Source organism: Chengkuizengella marina (assembly GCF_009910845.1).
GTDB lineage: Bacteria > Bacillota > Bacilli > Paenibacillales > KCTC-33759 > Chengkuizengella > Chengkuizengella marina.
Genome location: NZ_SIJB01000015.1, coordinates 81,031 through 99,283, shown reverse-complemented (window position 1 = coordinate 99,283; position 18,253 = coordinate 81,031). Strand labels below are relative to the sequence as shown.

Genomic DNA, 18,253 nt, shown 5'->3' with positions numbered 1-18,253 from the left:
GTTTAAAACTTTTGAGCTATTGTTTGGATTCTTGAAAAAAATTTCAAGTTTATCCGGGATCCCCGAAAAGTATTCCGCGATCACTTCCGTGATTCACTTCACTTTTTGGGGTATATTATTTGTTCACTCGTTATTCAGTTTTCAAGGTGCAAATACTATAAATATCTTTCATCACATATACCGTCCGTTTCAACGGCAACTTAATCAATATAACATAAACTCTATATAAAATGCAACATCTTTTTTATGTTATTTCTTAGCGACAAGGATAAATATAACAAACTTCATATAATATATCAACTGTATAAAATTAAATTGTATAAAAATATCAAAAGCAGCTCTTCAAATTAGCATTTTTTTCTCTATCATTTTGCTATAATAGTAGAATAAAAAAACAACATAGATAAAGGAGAGAGAATACATGACTACAAAATCCCCCATTTTTTTGAAACCTCTATTTAAAGAGAGGATCTGGGGTGGGACCTCATTAAAAAGGTTCAACTATGAGTTGAACTCAGATAATATAGGAGAGTGTTGGGCGATTTCTGCACATCCAAATGGTACTAATAAAGTAAAATCAGGATTATATAAAGGATTGTCCTTGAGCAACCTATGGGATAAACATCAAGAATTATTTGGTTTTTACCCTTCTGATAAATTTCCATTGTTAACGAAAATTTTAGATGCAAGTCAAGATTTATCTGTTCAAGTACATCCAGATGATCAATATGCCCAGCAAAACGAGAATGGTGAACTAGGGAAAACTGAATGTTGGTATATTATTGATTGTAAAAAAGATGCGGAGATGATTTTAGGACACTATGCAAGTTCTAAAAAACAACTTTTACAGTGGGTAGAACAAGGTTTGTGGTCGGATTTATTGAGAAAAGTAAAAATTAAACCAGGTGACTTTTTTTATGTGCCAAGTGGTACTATCCATGCTTTGTGTGAAGGAACATTAGTATTGGAAACACAGCAAAATTCTGATACAACCTATCGAGTATATGATTATGATAGAGTAGATCAGAATGGTCAAGTTCGGGATTTACATTTAGATAAAGCAATCGAAGTTACAACAATCCCGCATCAAGACGAGTCCATTGATCCAGTGATTTCAAAACAAAAAGATGCAACTATAACGAAATTTGTTGAAGAAAAATACTTTTCGGCATTTAAATGGCAGATCAACGGAGAATCGCAGTTTAATCAGGATAAAAAGTTTCAATTAGTCAGTGTAATAGAAGGTGAAGGAATACTTGAAACACTTGACGGAGAGTTTACCTTTCAAAAAGGAGATCATTTTATATTGCCATACCAAATGAGTGATTTTACGATCCGTGGAAATACAGAAATGATCATATCGTTCCCTAATTAAATCAACACCCATCAAACTTGAATTGATGGGTGTTGTTTTTACTTTAAAGTAATCCTTTGATCATTCTGGGCTTCAACATCATATTCATCAAAGGATGCGGCATGTAACTCATTCGTATTTTCCAATGTGATTTTACACTTTTGCTATTAAATCGTCATCAATATTCTATCCAAATATGAATTTTATCTCTATAGTTATTAAACTATTTTCATATTATGCTAACCAGATAAAGTATACAATGAAAACTACAAACATGAGATACATAATCCAATGCACTTTTCTAGCTTGTCCATTAAAAATTTTAGTTAGAGGATATAATATAAACCCTAGTGCAATTCCCGTTGCGATACTAAAGGTTAAAGGCATTGTAACTGCAGTTAAAAAGGCAGGTACAGCTTCTTCAATTTTGTTCCATTCAATTTTCCCTAGGCTTGCAGCCATCAAAACCCCAACCATGATTAAAGCAGGAGCTGTTACTTCTTGAGTAATGACAGACAATAATGGGAAAAAGAATAAAGATAAAGCAAACATACCTGCAGTTACAACTGAGGCAAATCCAGTACGACCACCTGCTGCTACACCTGAAGATGATTCAATATAAGAAGTTGTTGTTGAAGTACCCATAACTGCACCTGTAATGGTAGCTACAGAATCAGCTGTCAATGCTCTTCCAGCTCTTGGTAGCTTGCCATTTTTCATAAGATTCGCCTGTGTAGCTACTCCAACTAACGTACCTGCAGTATCAAAGAAATCTACAAATAAAAAAGTGAAAATAACGATCCACATACTTGCAGAAAACATAACAGATAAATCAAATTCACCATTGATATATAATGGATCAAATAAAGCACCAAATGCAGATGCGCTTGGAGGTGTTGCTACTGGAGAACCTGTTGGAGGCTCAATAATACCAAATAGTATACCTACAATGGTTGTTATAACAATTCCATAAAAAATGGCTCCTTTTAACTTACGCGTCATAAAAATAGCTGTGATCACAATACCAAATATCGCTAATAAGGTAGTGTTTGCAGATAAATCACCTAATGATACAAAAGTATCTTCATTTGCAACAATAATTCCCGCGTTTTTTAATCCTATAAATGCAATGAATAATCCAATACCGGCTGCTGCTGCATGTTTCAGTCCAGAAGGTATCGCATTTATGATAGCCTCTCTCACACCTGTTAGTGCTAAAATTAAAAAAATAATCCCAGAAACTAATACACCCAGAAGTGCTTGTTCCCAAGGAATTCCCATACCAATTACTACTGAGAAAGTAAAAAATGCATTTAGACCCATTCCAGGTGCTAAAGCAATTGGATACTTAGCAAAAAGACCCATAACTAGTGTACCAATGATTGCGGCAACTGCTGTAGCCGTAAATACAGATCCGAAATCCATACCTGCAGCACTTAACATATCTGGATTCACAAACAAAATATAAGCCATAGCCAAAAATGTAGTAATACCTGCTACTGTTTCACGTCTGTAACTGGTACCATGTTTACTGAATTCAAAATATTTCGCAAAACCCTTTTCATTGTTCATTCCCATTAAAATTTGCTCCTCCACAAAAAATTTAATTTTAAAACAAAAAAACCTTGGTATGATCTTCTCTACCAAAGGTTCAAAAAAATGTGCGTATCAACAATTTCCACTATAGTTCTATGAAATAGACCATTATATTTTATGGAATTTGAATAATATAATCGTTTAATTTCATAGGTGGATTGTTAATACAAGAAATTTTCGAAGTAAGATCATTTACGGTGACCTTGTAGAGACTCCAGGGCCAATTCCCAGGATTATACGAAATATGAAGACTAAATCAGCCGTTTAAAATTACATTTTAATTTTATGTCCACCACCACATTTTGTCAACAAAAAATCCGAACATATCTCCATTCAATGAAATCAATGTTCGGATTTAGATGATAATTATATGATATAAATGAAAGTATATTTAGACATTAGTTTTATTCCCACTCAATCGTAGCAGGCGGTTTAGAAGTGATGTCTAATACAATACGATTGACATGATCCACTTCATTTACTATACGTGTAGAGATTTTTTCTAAAACATCGTAAGGAATTCGTGCCCAATCCGCAGTCATACCATCAATGGAAGTCACAGCTCGAATACCTACCGTATAGGAATAAGTGCGTGCATCTCCCATCACCCCAACACTTTTCATGTTAGGAAGTGCAGTAAAGTACTGCCAAATTTCACGATCCAAACCTGCTTTTTTAATTTCATCACGTAAAATAGCGTCTGATTCACGTACGATTGTCAACTTTTCCTCAGTAACTTCACCAAGCACTCGTATCGCTAAGCCCGGTCCAGGGAAAGGCTGACGCCAAACAATTTCTTGTGGCAAACCGCACTCTTCTCCCACTTTACGTACTTCATCTTTAAATAAAGTACTTAGAGGTTCAATTAATTCAAATTTCATATCTTCTGGCAAACCACCAACATTATGATGAGACTTAATGGTTTGAGCTGTATCTGTACCACTTTCTACAATATCCGTATATAAAGTCCCTTGGGCTAGAAAGTCAAATTCACCAAGTTTTTTTGATTCATCATCAAAAACATAAATAAACTCATTTCCAATAATTTTACGTTTTTGCTCAGGATCAGATATCCCTTGTAATTTACCTAAGAAACGATCCTTTGCATCAATTTTGACCACATTCATATCAAATTTACCACTAAAGGTTTCCATTACACTTTCCGCTTCACCTTTACGCAGTAATCCATGATCAATAAACATACAGGTCAACTGATCTCCAATTGCTTTATGTATAAGTACAGCAACAACTGAGGAATCCACACCCCCGCTAAGTGCACATAAAACCTTACGATTGCCTACTTTATTTCGAATATCTTGAATTGTATCTTCAACAAATGATTCCATCGTCCAATCACCTGTACAACCACAAACATCAAACAAGAAATTTTTGATCATATCATTCCCATAAATAGAATGGCGTACTTCAGGATGAAATTGTACTGCAAATACTTTCTTATCTGGATGACTCATTGCTGCAACTGGAGCATGCTCTGTACTAGCATCAACTACAAAACCTGTAGGCGGTTCAATAACCAAATCACTATGACTCATCCAAACTTGCTGATTTTTGTCCAAACCTTTTGTTAAAATACTATGCTCTCCAAAATCAACCATCGCTTTACCGTACTCTCTACGTTCTGCTCTTTCTACTTTTCCTTTTAACTGATGGGAAATAAGCTGCATTCCGTAGCAAATTCCTAAAATTGGAATATTTATGTCATAGATTGCTTCATCTACTAAGGGAGAATTTTCTTCATATACACTGGATGGACCACCTGAAAATACGATTCCTTTTGGATTAAGCGCTAAAATTTTATCCACAGGTGTATTAAAAGGTAATAACTCACTGTAAACTCCTAAATCACGAATTCTACGGGCAATTAATTGATTATATTGACCCCCAAAATCTAATACTACGATCATTTCATGTGGTTTGCTCATGTTATCCTCCTAAAATTTGTTTCTATACGTTTTTGTACTCAATGAATACACAATAACAACAATTATATGTAACGTCAATGACCCACTGCTTAAGCAGTGGGCTCCTCTAACTAAAAGTTATATCATTCATTGTTATTAATCACTTATTTATCAATTTGTTCCACAGTTCATTTAATTTTTTCTTAGATATCCATTCGTTTGGATTTTCACTATACCGGAGAACCTCGTATTTTAAAGCAAATTCTTTTAGTGCTAAGTTCTGTTCTTGATTAGGTAGTTTTAATGCTGATACATACTCTCTAAGTGATTGTCCTTGAGGAATTTCACCAAAATATTGAAAAACCTTCATCCAATACCGTTCATACCTTTTTATAAGCATGTCCTTTTTATTTTCAGAAGAAAAATTAAGTTTTCTTAATTTATGCCATAAAGCTAATTCCCTTCGCCAACTTAAATAAGCAACAAGCACAAATCCAATGAATGAAATCAAGATTACGATGATCCATAACGAAGATTTATTAGAAAATTTATGATTAGATTCTTGATTGACTAAAGATTGAGAATCCTGAATTGATTGTTCAACAATAGATTGATTTAATGCTGTCACCACCTGTTCATCGACATGACTTGTAAAGTCAGGTGTTGGTTCAAATGGAATCCAACCAATTCCCTCAATAAAAACCTCTGGCCATGAATGTGCATCTGAGTTGCGAACAAGATACTCCTTTAATCCTCCGTTTAATTGTACATTTGCATTTTGTAATTCTCCAGGGGCAAAACCTTTTACCCATCTTGCAGGAACTCCAATGGAACGAAGCATGACCACCATAGAAGTTGAAAAGTGATCACAGTATCCTAGTTTTTGCTCAAATAAAAAATGATCTACAAAATCTTCATTTTCTTCTGGAATGGCCACATCTTTTAGATTATATTCATAATTTTCTTTTAAATATTTCTCTATTGCAATGGTTTTAGTATAGGGATCAGCATACTCACTTGTAATATTCTCGGTGAGATTTTTCACTCGAGAGGGTAATGTTTTAGGGAGTTGTAAATACTTCATACGTTCAGCTGGGTTAAGTTGAATTTTTTCAACATTAGAGCTTTCATCTAATTGTGCTTGAAAGTCTGGAATTTCTACTTTCATTTGATAATACAGAACTTCATCATTTAAGTTCTCTATGTTGTATTTTTGTGTAGAAGAATTGAATTTCAAAGAGTCTTCAGAATAAAAAGTACCGTCACTTGTTACTAAACCATAAAATTGATGTATGATTCCACCACTAAACACAATATTTCCAATGTCTTGATTTTGAATTAACACGTTTTGATGTATGATTTCCCTTGGTAAAATAGTTTCTATATAAACTTCATTCGTCTTTTGAGAGATATTTATAGGTTGATTCCAACCCTTTCCGTTATAAGTGCTTTTTGTCTCTCCTCGCCAATATGTTTCTTTCTCAGTTTTCCCTACAAAAACGGGATCATGGTTTAGTTGAACTTGCCCGCCTAATGTTGTGTCATCAAATCCATAACCACTTAAGAAGGAAAAGTTTCCATTCAAACGATAGTCACCATTTACTCTTGCATATGAGATCATCTCTTTAAAATAGTCTTGAAAAATAGACAAGTTTAAGACTTCAATTTCCTTGGATTTATCCTTTGATAAAATCATTCCTGCTGAAATAATGATACAAATGATAATAACCACAGAAATAGTCCATATCATTGAATTTTTACTTTTCTGAATCAATGAGTTTTTAGTAGGGTATTGTTTCATCTTTACATAATTCAATAATGCCATAGACATAAGCCCTATCGTTAAACTTCGAATAATGGCCAGCGATGTATCCATTCCTAATACAAGTTGTAAAAAGAAAAGGTACATGATGGTTATCGTTACAAACCATCCACTAATAAGATGACGAACCATTAATGTTTGAATAATGGAAATAATGATTGACCATCCAAACATAAACATAAAAATCTTATTTTCTCTACTCCATAAATAAAATTTTCCATCCAACAAGTTGGTTATATCGGAAAGAGTGACTTGGAAGTACTGTATAGATGCTTGTATATTAAATATATCTTTGGAATAAAACCCGTATATGATTAAAAACCAACAAATACATATTTTTAAAACCCAATTGATGACAAAAGGAATATATAAATAGTCAATAAGTATAAACAAGCCTATAGCGATAGCAAATGGGTATATTCCAAACAAATCTTTAAAATAAGATAAGTTAAGCAAAGGATGAACCCATTCCCAACACAACATAAAAACGAATACACAGATGATTCCACTTAACACCCAATTTTTAGTATGATTTAGAGGTTTCACATTAGGCTCCATGTTTCAATCCTCCTTGCTTTTGAGTGTGATGATGTGACTTCACAAGTTCAATATGACATCCCATCTCTTCCAATGATTTTATATATTTCCTATGCTTAATATTTAATACTTTAGACTCATAAATGAACACAATGTTTATTTTTCTCATCTGTTTTCGTAAAAATAAACAAGTATTAATAAACTCATCATTTAAGTCTGTTGTGATACACATATTCATCATATCCTTGTTAATCTTCTTCATCTGCTGACTCATGGTTTCATATAATGGCATTTCCCCATCAGGAATGACAGTTGCTAAAAATTCATAGGCTTGTTGTATTTTAAATGACGAAGTTAAAGAATCATTATATTGTTCTAAATTATTACTAACTATACCCATAACAAATCTTTGGTTTTTTCCATATCTTATTAGGCTTGCTGCGATTTGAACTGCTGTTTCAAAAGATGATGTATTAAAATTTTCTCCTTTTTGATTCGCATCTAAAAAAATCATCATTTTATGATCAACGGAGATTTCACTTTCTTTAGTTTTTAATTTATTTGATTTGGCTGACATCTTCCAGTGAATTCGATTCATTGGGTCACCATAGTTATAGTCTCGAATGCCACTAAATTGAGTTGATTCATAATTTCTTAGCGATGATGTGTGATCGCTATCTTCCCAATTGCTCTGTATATTTTTCCACTCCGTTATCGGTATTGGTTCAGGATAAACTATGAATTGCAGCTTGGATTTCACCTTTACTTTTTTACGAATGAAACCAAACAAATCTTTGATCACAATTTGAAGCCCTTCGGAGTCATATTTCCCTCTTTGACTATTTTTAATAAGATACTCGTACTGAAAAGTAGTTTGAAATCGTGGGAAATAAGTTTGTCTATGCCATCCATCCTTTACAATAATCCATACAAACGGTACCCAAGAGTGAAACTGAATGTTCACTTTTACCGAAATATGATCACCTGAGATCCATTTCTCACTTGCGATTTTTCTATGAGCTTTTAACTTGGGATTCGTCAATTTCACAATGATGAAATAAAACAATAATAAACTGAGACTGTAGGTCATAAACCACGCAGAATAACCGCCTTTTAGCAAGCTGTAGCTAAGTGAACTTGCCCATATAAGTAAAATAAATATCATTTTCAAATTCATCATGGATTCAACCTTCTAACCTAATGAGACATATTTTAATGTTGGTATTGGAAGCTCGTCTCTTAATTTGATCAAAATTGAAGTAGAACTCACATCTGTCATATCTAAGTTTTGCTTTAACATCACACGATGAGCAAATAAAGGTATAATCAGCTCTTTGATATCATCAGGAATAACATAATTCCTACCTCTAATTAAAGCTATAGCTTGAGAAGCTTTCATTAAATCTATTGAGGCACGAGGGCTCACACCTAACAATAAATGAGGATGTCTACGGGTAGCTTCAGATATTTGCACAATATATTCTCTTAACGCACCATCCACGTGAATCAACTTTGCTTGTTTTTGTAATTCTACTATTTCTTCTTTGAATAACACTGTTTTTAATGTTTCAATGGGATGATCTTTTTGTACTCTTTCTAACATGCTTACTTCCTGCTCTTTTCTAGGATATCCAAGGTGAATTTTCATTAAAAATCGATCCATCTGTGCCTCTGGCAAAACGTATGTCCCTTCATATTCATAAGGATTTTGTGTTGCTAGAATTAGAAATGGAGCTGGTAGTTTGTACGTTGTTCTATCTACGGTTAAGCTTTTTTCTGCCATAGCTTCAAGCAGAGCAGATTGAGTTTTTGCCGATGCACGATTAATTTCATCAGCTAGTACAATGTTGGACATTAAAGGTCCAGGTCTAAATTCAAAGTCTCTAGTTTTTTGATTGTACATGGAAATTCCCGTAATATCAGTTGGCAATAAATCTGGAGTAAACTGGATGCGATTGAAAGAACAATCAATTGATTTTGCCAATGCTCGGACAAGCATTGTTTTCCCTACACCAGGAATATCTTCAATTAAGACATGCCCTTGACTGATAAATGCAATTAATACCTTTTCTATCGAATCTCTCTTCCCTATGATAACTTTCTCTATGTTTTGAATGACTCTTTCTATCATTTCTTGTGGTTGTTCAAATAGAAATGAAGAAGTATCTCTTGTATCCAAAGCTATAGACCTCCTCTATTACAATTACATACACTTCTTTTTTCTATCATTTCCACTTTTCTAGTATTTTATAACGTAAGAAAAAAGGAGACCAACCACAGAAGCTTTTAATTAAAAAAAAAGGATAGAGAAAACAGAAACTCTGCTTCATCTATCCTTTTCTTTTCCATGTTATTTTCAAATTTATAATGTATTTCTATAATTCTCTTACAGCTTCTAACACTTTCTGAACATGCTCTTTTACCTTAACTTTACGCCACTCTTTTATTAATATTCCATCTGCATTAATTAAGAAAGTAGAACGTTCAACACCCATGTATTCTCTGCCGTACATCTTTTTAAGAACCCAAACCCCGAACAATTCACACACCTTTTTGTCTACATCAGACAACAATAGAAATGGAAGATCATGTTTTGCAATAAACTTGTCATGTGATTTTAGATCATCGGGGCTGATACCGATCACTTCTGTATTCAACTTTTCATAATCCCCATGATAGTCTCTGAAATCACATGATTCAGTCGTACATCCAGGTGTCATATCTTTTGGATAAAAATAAATGACTACGTTTTTACCTCGAAAATCACTTAATGATACTTCTTTGCCATTAGATGCAGGCAGTGTAAAATTTGGAACTTCTTGTCCAACTTTTACTTGTGACATTGACTTCACTCCCTTTTATTGTAATTGAAAAGAACTAATTTCAATTCATATATGCTAATACCGTAACTTTAATCCTATTATACCGTTTTTATCCATCCAAATCCAAATGACGTTTTGCATTAATTTATATTATTGCCTTATAGGTAATATCACAGTGAATGAAGTTCCCTTTTCAAATTCACTATCCACCTTAATTTGACCTTGATGGATGGACACAATTTTATGTGCAATAGAAAGACCTAATCCATTTCCACCAAATGACCTAGTTCTTGCTTTATCCGCTTTATAAAAACGTTCAAAAATATGTTGTAAATCTTCACTTTTAATCCCAATACCCGTATCTTTAAAAGTAACTTTAATAATGGATTCGCTCTTGTATAAAGATATATATATATGATTGTTATTAGGTGTATATCTAATACTGTTTGTGAACAGATTTATCCATACCTGTTCCAATTGGGACTCATCTGCATGAATTGTAACTTTAGGTAAATTCAAATCAATTTTTAACTGTTTTTCCGACCATAATGGTTCACTTTTAACTACAACTTTTCTAATTTGCTCATCTAAATGATAAGTTTTAGGGTTAAAAGGATGATGTTCAGAATCTAATGAAGCCAGCTTTAATAAATCCTCACTCAATTTTGAAAGTCTTTTACTCTCATCCTCAATGATTTGTAAATACTTATGTCGATCCTCTTCTTTAACTAAGTTATCCTTTATTGCTTTTGTAAAACCTCGAATAGAAGTTAAAGGAGATTGGATTTCATGAGATACATTTCCAACAAATTCTTGTCTCATGGTTTCAAGTTTTTGTAATTGTTGTGTCATATGATTAAAGCTATCCATCAAATCACCAATTTCATCCTTTCTACGATGTTTTATCTGCACATCATAGTTTCCTTTGGCTAATTCCTTTGTTGCTTTTGTTAATCTACGTATTGGGATTACAAGATAAGTAGCTGAAATGCTAAATAAAATACTACCTATAATCAAAATCGTAAATAAAATAATTTGAAATAAATATTTAATTTGATTCCATTCCTCTGGGAAATCAGGTGAAATAAATAGTGCGTACCTTTTATTATCAATTTCAAATGGCAAACCAATAATACGTTCTGCTGGATCATCTGACCAAGTCACCGTATCTGCACTAAATATTTCTCCATTTAACACGTGTTCAACATCTTCGTTTAGAATGGTATAATTATCAAAATTAGATCCATATGAAACAATCTCATTATGTTCTTCGTAAAGATTTATACGATAAGTAAACAAAGTGGAGTTATTAAAAAACGATTCCATGTCCTCTTTTGGTGTGGATTGATACATCTCCCTAAACTCTTCCCCAACTTCAATTAAACGCTGATCTAAATTTTGTTTGAAATGGCTGAAAAAAGTATAATAGGCTGCTAATATACCTATCATCAAACTAATTAATACTGCAGCAATAAACAAATAAGCATATCTAATATAAATAGATTTTCTCATGAAATAACCTCTAAGCGATATCCCAAACCTCTAATCGTAGAAATTTGTATCATATCCGTTTTTTCTTTAATTCTTTGCCTTAAACGTTTGATGTGTACATCTACAGTTCTGTCATCTCCTTCATAATCCAAACCCCATATTTGCTCGATCAGTTGATCTCGTGTGAATATTTGATTAGGGTAATTGGCTAACTGAAACAATACCTCAAACTCCTTTAATGGCAGTGTTAAACCATCCCCATTAATTGATACTTTTTTCGTTTTTGCATCCATTTCTATATCACCGATTTTAATAATTTGTGAGTGCATCACTTTATATCTTCTAAGCAAAGCTTTCACTCGCACAATTAACTCCATAGGATCAAAAGGTTTCACTAAATAATCGTCAGTTCCTAATTCGAATCCTTTTACTTTATCTTCTGTAGTACCTTTAGCTGTTACCATTAATACAGGAATTTCGTATAACTCACGAATCTCTTTACATAATACCCATCCGTTTATATGAGGCATCATAATATCGATAATCGCAAGATTAATCTTTTCTTTTCCTAAAATATTTAAGGCTTCCCTACCGTCACTGGCTTCAAGTATCATATAGCCTTCATTACTTAGATAAAGTGAAATAAGATGACGAATGCTTTCATCATCGTCTGCAACCAAAACTTTAACCATGATGGAATCTCCTTTCACTCTTCTTAATTAACATATCTATGGATAACTTGTTTTATTTTAACAGTGTAATATGAACTAAATATGAACAACTTATGTGTTGTTTAAGGATTTCAGTATAAGATTATACTAATCTTTCAAATATAATTTCATGTTTAGTTGGTTTACCATGACCATTGTAACTTATAGGTAACACTTGAACAAACTTCCATCCTTTTTTAGCATGTTCATTAATTATTTCTTGATATGTTGAATCAGAAAGCCATCCACCAAGGTTAGCTTCAACAAATTTGTATTCGTACATTTTTAACCTTCCTTACTTTAATCGATCTAAGACTTCTGTATCCTCACTGTAATGAACTTAGTGAATTACTCTTTTGCGTTTTGTGCAAGTGGAAGGAATAAGAGTAATCACTAGTTTATCTGCCCACAACTCAGAAGTCTCTAAGACCCCGCTCCCTTATACCTATTTACACCTATATTCCAAACTATTATTCCAATGCTAAAAAATACAATTCCTACTACTGGTGTCAACAAGGCAAAACCTTGAGAAATATCTTTATCTAAGAAAAAAGAAGCTGGATATACACCTACAAATGCAAAAGGCAGCAACCATGTTAACGTAAATTTAATTACTTTATTATAAATATCAACTGGGTATCTTCCATAGTTTTGTATGTTCCAAATCATGGGTGTGATTCCTGTTGGTGAATCGGAAAAAAAAGATAACGATGTGATTAGTATGTAAACTCCACCATAAATCAGCACTGAGCCCATTACCATTAATTGGAGCACAAATGGATCATACCAAGCAAAAGAAACATCAAGATGAAACCATGCATATCCCATAATAATGAACCCTGTGAGAGAACCAAATAAAGAAGCTGGATCCATGTTTTCTAAAACTAGCTGGACTAAGTTATGTGCTGGTCTCGTTAAGATCCGATCCATTTCTCCTTTTACAATATACCGTTCATTAAAGCTCCATAGGTTTAAGAAACAAGTAAATACACCATAGGGGATCATAAAGTACCCGTATATAAACAACATTTCATAAATGGACCAACCACCCAAAGAATTTGTATGTAAAAAAACCACTAATATAAAAAATAAATTGGTTAGCTGAAATAATAAATCCGTTACTACTTCAATCAAAAAATCAGCTCGATAGGTCATACGTGTTTTCAAATAGGTTTTAAAATAATCTGTAAAAATTGAGGTATAATACATTCTTCTCACCCCCCCTGCACAACGAGTCGCCGTCTCGCCATTTTCCAAATGACATAAATGGGAATACTCAAAAATAAAAACCAGATTACCTGAACTATAAATGCATTATAAATCGCATCACCTACGACTCTCCTTGTAAAAACTGAAGCAGGTAAATAGGTAATCGCTTGAAATGGAAGCCATTCTAAAACCCCTTTAGCCCAACCTGGGAAGAAGGAAATCGGAATAATTAACCCTGAAAAAAGATCCACAGCTATTCGTTTAAAACGCATTAAACCTTCATTATTTTCCACAAAAAAAGCAAACATACCTGTTAATAAATTAATTTGAGAGTTAATTAAAAAGCTAAAAAAAATCATCACCATAAAGATCAACCAGACGTCAAATTGAGTAGGCAGCTCTATTTGAAATATAAGGGTTACGATGACCATTCCAGGTACTGAAAACAACAATAAACGAAATAATCCTTCCCCCAGACCCTGCATCATTTTAAAAATCAAATAAGGATAAGGTTTTGTTAATTGGACTGCAACACTTCCATCTTTGATCTCATTCGCAATTTCTCGATCCAAATTGTTAAAATAAAATGCTCTTGCCATCCAGGACACTGCAACATATGTCGTCATTTGTAACACTGTAAATTCACCTAACGTTTCATTTGCCCCGTAAATGGCTTTCCATAAAAAATAATACGCACCAATATTAATCGCGTAAATGATAATACCGCTGTAATAGTTCACTCGGTAAGCTAACATCATTAAAAAACGAATTCGAATCATATCTATGTAAGCACTAAACATTGGAAGCAACCACTTCCTTTGCTTTTTCTGCAGAACCTGATTTGTAAATCTCTCTCACGATCTCATCTGTATTTGTTTCAAAAATTTTAATATCACTAATATCGGTAAACCCTACGATTCTACTTAACACATCAGATACATTTACCTCATTTTGTGGAATCCACACTTTTGCCGCCAACTCATTTTCTTTAAACCACTTCACATTTAATCCCTTCGTTAAATCATGCAGGGTAGATAATGGATAAGTTTTTTGAAATTGAAAATGAACTTCCTTCCCCTTACCCCATTTATCCTTTAAATTTTGTAGACCTCCGTCATAAATAATATGGCCTTGATCGAGCATAATCACACGTGAACATAACGCTTCAATATCTTGTAAATCATGTGTCGTTAATAAAATTGTTGTTTCATATTTTTGATTCATCTCTTTTAGAAATTCTCTAATCTCTGTTTTTACTACAATATCTAATCCAATTGTAGGTTCGTCTAAAAATAAAATAGACGGATTATGTAATAAAGATGCCGCTAATTCACACCTCATACGCTGACCAAGGCTTAATTTTCTTACTGGTCGATTTAATATCTCAGATAATTGTAATCGTTCCACAATTTCATCTAAACGCATTTTAAAGTCATTTTCAGGTACACGATACACTTTTTTCAACAACTGGAAGGATTCAATTACACCAATATCCCACCATAATTGACTTCTTTGTCCAAATACAACGCCTATACCACGAACAAATTTCTCTCTATCTTTATATGGAATCATACCATTTACTTCAATTTGTCCAGAACTTGGAACTAAAATACCTGTTAACATTTTTATCGTAGTTGATTTCCCAGCACCATTTTCCCCAATGTATCCACAAATTTCTCCTCTTGGAATTTGAAAACTTATGTCGTCTACAGCAGCGACTTGATTGTATTGTCTTTTGAATAGATCTTGGAATGCTCCTTTTAGACCCTCTCTATTTTTCTGAACTTTAAATACTTTTCTAAGATGATTCACATGAATTGCTGACATAATTACTCTCCTATTTCTGGTATTTCTAGTGCACGCCTTGAAATGTTGAGCATTTTCCATCATAATTTTAGATAAGACTATCTTGTCTTACATCCCAGTACTTAGACATAAAAACTAAAGATAAATAGGATGTCAGTACAGGATTACTTTATATCATACATGAAGCATAATAAAAAGAATAGTTCAACATGAAAGGACAAATTAATCACATGGTTACTAAAAAACCAAAGACAAAAAACAAAAAGCTTCTATGGACATCTATCATTATATTCATTCCACTTGTCATTTTTTTAACTTATTACATTAGTTCTATTGTTAGTACCGCAAATAATCTGCAGGCAGGTGAAGATTCACCATTTAGTAAGTTCCAAGAAGGCGATGCATTTTATGAACCACCTGAATGGGAAGGAAACGAACGAGTTAATATTTTATTATTAGGTGGGGACACTAGAGGTCTTAGTGAAAATGAAGTCCCTCGTTCAGATACGATGATGGTACTCTCTCTTGATCCTGAATCAAAACAAGCCTTTTTATTTTCAATTTTACGTGATACATACGTAGATATTCCTGACCATTGGGGAACTAAAATTAATGCTGCTTTAGTTTTCGGTGGACCAAATCTAGCGATGGAAACCGTAAGCAATTTTACAGGTTTACCTATTCAATATTATGTATATGTAGATTTTGAAGGATTTACTGAACTAGTTGATGCAATTGGCGGGGTAGAATTTTATGTAGAAAAAGATATGTATTACACAAGTAGAGCTGATGGACCAGAGTTTGATATCAACCTCAAAGAAGGTTTACAACATTTAGACGGAAAGAAAGCATTGCAATATGTAAGATTTCGTTATGATGCACAAGGAGATTTTTCCAGAACAGAAAGACAAAGAAACTTATTAAAAGCAGTTTCGGATGAAATGTTAACTTTCACCAATTTGATAAATTTACCTAAAACATTAGAAGAAGTAGAGCCCTATATTGAAACAAACTTAACATTTTCTGAAATGGTAAAGTTAGGATCATTAGTCTACCAACACAAAGACAACGGATTTCAAACGGAGCAATTACCTCCTTCAAACAATGTAAGAGACGAGAGAATTGATGGAATATGGTACCTTGATACGGATGAGACTGAAATGCAACAATATATTCAAGACTTATTTGAGCAGGCTGCTTTAGAAGATGTTCCACAAGAAAATGAAGATACAAATTTAGAATCAGATGAAGCAGAAGCAGGAAGTGAAGGATCATGAACCGAGAACGTTCTGAACAACATTATATAGAAGCATTAGAACACATTGTTGGAGGGGTTAATAGCCCCTCCCGTTCTTTTAAAGCTGTAGGAGGTGGTGCTCCTGTATTTATGGAAAAAGCGGAAGGTGCTTATTTCTGGGATGTAGACGGAAATAAATACATAGATTATTTAGCTGCTTATGGACCAATTATTTTAGGGCATGCACACCCTCATGTAACAAAAGCGATTACGAAAGCTGCACAAAATGGAACCCTATATGGTACTCCTACACAATTAGAAAATAAATTTTCAAAAATGCTTAAACAAGCGATCCCTTCCATGGATAAGGTTCGTTTTGTAAATTCAGGCACTGAAGCCGTTATGACTACAATTCGTGTAGCTAGAGCTTTTACTGGTAGAAGAAAAATGATTAAATTTGCAGGGTGTTATCATGGACATTCAGATTTAGTGCTTGTTGCAGCAGGTTCTGGCCCTTCTACACTTGGTATTCCAGATAGTGCTGGAATTACGACAAACATTGCAAGTGAAGTCATCACAGTCCCTTTTAATGATATAGAAGCATTGAAACAAGCTTTAGATCAATGGGGAGATGACGTAGCAGCTGTCATGATTGAACCGATTGTTGGGAACTTTGGTATGGTAGAACCTGAATCAGGATATTTAGAGAAACTTTGTTTATATGCAAGACAAGCCGGTGCTCTCGTTATTTACGATGAAGTCATAAGTGCCTTTCGTTTTCATTATGGAGCTGCACAGAATTATCATCTATTTCCAAATAAAAAAGCAATCGAACCTGACTTAACTGCTCTGGGTAAAATAATTGGCGGAGGATTACCGATTGGGGCTTATGGTGGAAAAAAAGAAATTATGGACCAAGTTGCTCCTTTAGGGCCAGCCTATCAAGCAGGAACGATGGCTGGAAACCCCGCTTCCATTTCAGCAGGGATAGCTTGTTTAGAAGTGCTAGCTCAACAAGGAACCTATCCACATTTATATGATCTGGCAGATACATTAACCAGTGGGGTACAAGAAGCAGCGGAGCATTACAATATAGAGTTGACCATCAATAAAATTGGCGGTGCATTTTCAATTCATTTTTGCAATCATAAAATAAAAAACTATGAAGATGCGCAAAATACAGATAGTGAATTATTCTCTAAGTTTTTCAATTTTATGTTAAATGAAGGCATTCATTTAGCTCCTTCAAAATATGAAGCTTGGTTCATCACAATGGCTCATACTTTAGAAGATATTCATCAAACAATACATGCTGTACAACACACCTTTAACAAGATGAAGCGATAAAACATTTTTATGCAGACAATAAATTAATCCTCTCTTAACAATTTCATTATATAATTATAAAAAACGAATTATTGTAGTAATACCGCTTATAATAGTTCGTTTTTTAGGTTGGTGCAATTTGAAATACATACGATATGAGACTCCAATAAACACACGGGTTCACATTTAATACACACTCTTTCCAATAGTATCTATTGTATCATTTTAAAATTCGTGATATTCTATATAATAATTTTGTATCTAAGAAGATATCGGGTTTGTTTTTAAAGTACCTCATTTCCCATCTATTGCAGACAAACTTACATCATGTCACGAAACCTGTAAAAGCGCAGTCTGCATCAAAACGTCCTGTTTTGATCATTGATGAATCAGAACGTCCTGTTCTGAAATAACAGCCATA

Annotated in this window: 16 protein-coding genes and 1 riboswitch; of the genes, 4 read left to right on the top strand and 12 right to left on the bottom strand. The window is 33.5% G+C overall.

Translation table 11 applies throughout. The annotated features are described in order from the left end of the window. The first annotated feature begins 421 nt into the window (after positions 1–421). Entirely contained in the window at positions 422–1,375 is a 954-nt protein-coding gene (gene manA / locus ERL59_RS06390) for a mannose-6-phosphate isomerase, class I (protein WP_160645354.1), read from the top strand. Between the two features lie 213 nt (positions 1,376–1,588). Here manA and ERL59_RS06385 read toward each other — a convergent pair whose 3' ends face one another. The 12 genes from ERL59_RS06385 to ERL59_RS06330 form a co-directional block, all read right to left on the bottom strand. After that, complete coding sequence (locus ERL59_RS06385) at positions 1,589–2,932, bottom strand: NCS2 family permease (protein ID WP_328699910.1); 1,344 nt, start codon at positions 2,930–2,932, stop codon at positions 1,589–1,591. Positions 2,933–3,110: 178 nt separating this feature from the next. Further along, a riboswitch (purine riboswitch) is annotated at positions 3,111–3,211 on the bottom strand. 143 nt (positions 3,212–3,354) lie between these two features. After that, on the bottom strand, positions 3,355–4,893 hold the full coding sequence (gene guaA / locus ERL59_RS06380) for a glutamine-hydrolyzing GMP synthase (protein WP_160645353.1): 1,539 nt from the start codon (positions 4,891–4,893) through the stop codon (positions 3,355–3,357). 139 nt (positions 4,894–5,032) lie between these two features. Then, positions 5,033–7,252: a transglutaminase-like domain-containing protein gene (locus ERL59_RS06375; RefSeq protein ID WP_160645352.1), complete on the bottom strand. Its 2,220-nt coding sequence runs from the start codon at positions 7,250–7,252 to the stop codon at positions 5,033–5,035. Continuing rightward, positions 7,242–8,411 (bottom strand): DUF58 domain-containing protein, encoded by a 1,170-nt coding sequence (locus tag ERL59_RS06370; RefSeq protein WP_160645351.1) that lies wholly within the window; start codon positions 8,409–8,411, stop codon positions 7,242–7,244. The genes ERL59_RS06375 and ERL59_RS06370 overlap by 11 nt, the downstream gene beginning before the upstream one ends. A gap of 12 nt (positions 8,412–8,423) precedes the next feature. Next, entirely contained in the window at positions 8,424–9,410 is a 987-nt protein-coding gene (locus ERL59_RS06365) for an AAA family ATPase (protein ID WP_235929811.1), read from the bottom strand. Between the two features lie 196 nt (positions 9,411–9,606). Further along, positions 9,607–10,074 carry a thioredoxin-dependent thiol peroxidase gene (bcp, locus tag ERL59_RS06360; RefSeq protein ID WP_160645350.1) on the bottom strand — a complete coding sequence of 156 codons (468 nt, stop codon included), beginning with the start codon at positions 10,072–10,074 and terminating at the stop codon, positions 9,607–9,609. A 129-nt stretch (positions 10,075–10,203) separates the two neighbouring features. Next, positions 10,204–11,565 carry a HAMP domain-containing sensor histidine kinase gene (locus tag ERL59_RS06355; RefSeq protein WP_160645349.1) on the bottom strand — a complete coding sequence of 454 codons (1,362 nt, stop codon included), beginning with the start codon at positions 11,563–11,565 and terminating at the stop codon, positions 10,204–10,206. Further along, positions 11,562–12,236, bottom strand: coding sequence for a response regulator transcription factor (locus ERL59_RS06350; protein WP_160645348.1), 675 nt, complete (start codon positions 12,234–12,236; stop codon positions 11,562–11,564). Before ERL59_RS06350 ends, ERL59_RS06355 begins: the two co-directional genes overlap by 4 nt. A 121-nt stretch (positions 12,237–12,357) precedes the next feature. Then, a complete protein-coding gene (locus tag ERL59_RS06345) occupies positions 12,358–12,537 on the bottom strand; it encodes a DUF4177 domain-containing protein (protein WP_160645347.1) in 180 nt (59 codons plus the stop codon). 140 nt (positions 12,538–12,677) lie between these two features. After that, positions 12,678–13,463 carry an ABC transporter permease gene (locus tag ERL59_RS06340; RefSeq protein WP_160645346.1) on the bottom strand — a complete coding sequence of 262 codons (786 nt, stop codon included), beginning with the start codon at positions 13,461–13,463 and terminating at the stop codon, positions 12,678–12,680. 5 nt (positions 13,464–13,468) lie between these two features. After that, the gene (locus ERL59_RS06335; protein WP_160645345.1) at positions 13,469–14,263 is read right to left on the bottom strand and encodes an ABC transporter permease; all 795 of its coding nucleotides are present in this window, start codon (positions 14,261–14,263) and stop codon (positions 13,469–13,471) included. Next, positions 14,256–15,290: an ABC transporter ATP-binding protein gene (locus ERL59_RS06330; RefSeq protein WP_160645344.1), complete on the bottom strand. Its 1,035-nt coding sequence runs from the start codon at positions 15,288–15,290 to the stop codon at positions 14,256–14,258. The genes ERL59_RS06335 and ERL59_RS06330 overlap by 8 nt, the downstream gene beginning before the upstream one ends. Positions 15,291–15,499: 209 nt before the next feature. Between ERL59_RS06330 and ERL59_RS06325 the strand changes: the two genes are divergently transcribed. From ERL59_RS06325 to ERL59_RS21270, 3 genes are all read left to right on the top strand, one after another. Then, a complete protein-coding gene (locus ERL59_RS06325) occupies positions 15,500–16,546 on the top strand; it encodes an LCP family protein (protein WP_160645343.1) in 1,047 nt (348 codons plus the stop codon). Beyond that, positions 16,543–17,853, top strand: a complete 1,311-nt coding sequence (locus ERL59_RS06320) for a glutamate-1-semialdehyde 2,1-aminomutase (protein WP_160645342.1) — start codon at positions 16,543–16,545, stop codon at positions 17,851–17,853. Before ERL59_RS06325 ends, ERL59_RS06320 begins: the two co-directional genes overlap by 4 nt. A 257-nt stretch (positions 17,854–18,110) precedes the next feature. After that, a complete protein-coding gene (locus ERL59_RS21270) occupies positions 18,111–18,245 on the top strand; it encodes a hypothetical protein (RefSeq protein ID WP_268894497.1) in 135 nt (44 codons plus the stop codon). Positions 18,246–18,253 lie beyond the last annotated feature (8 nt).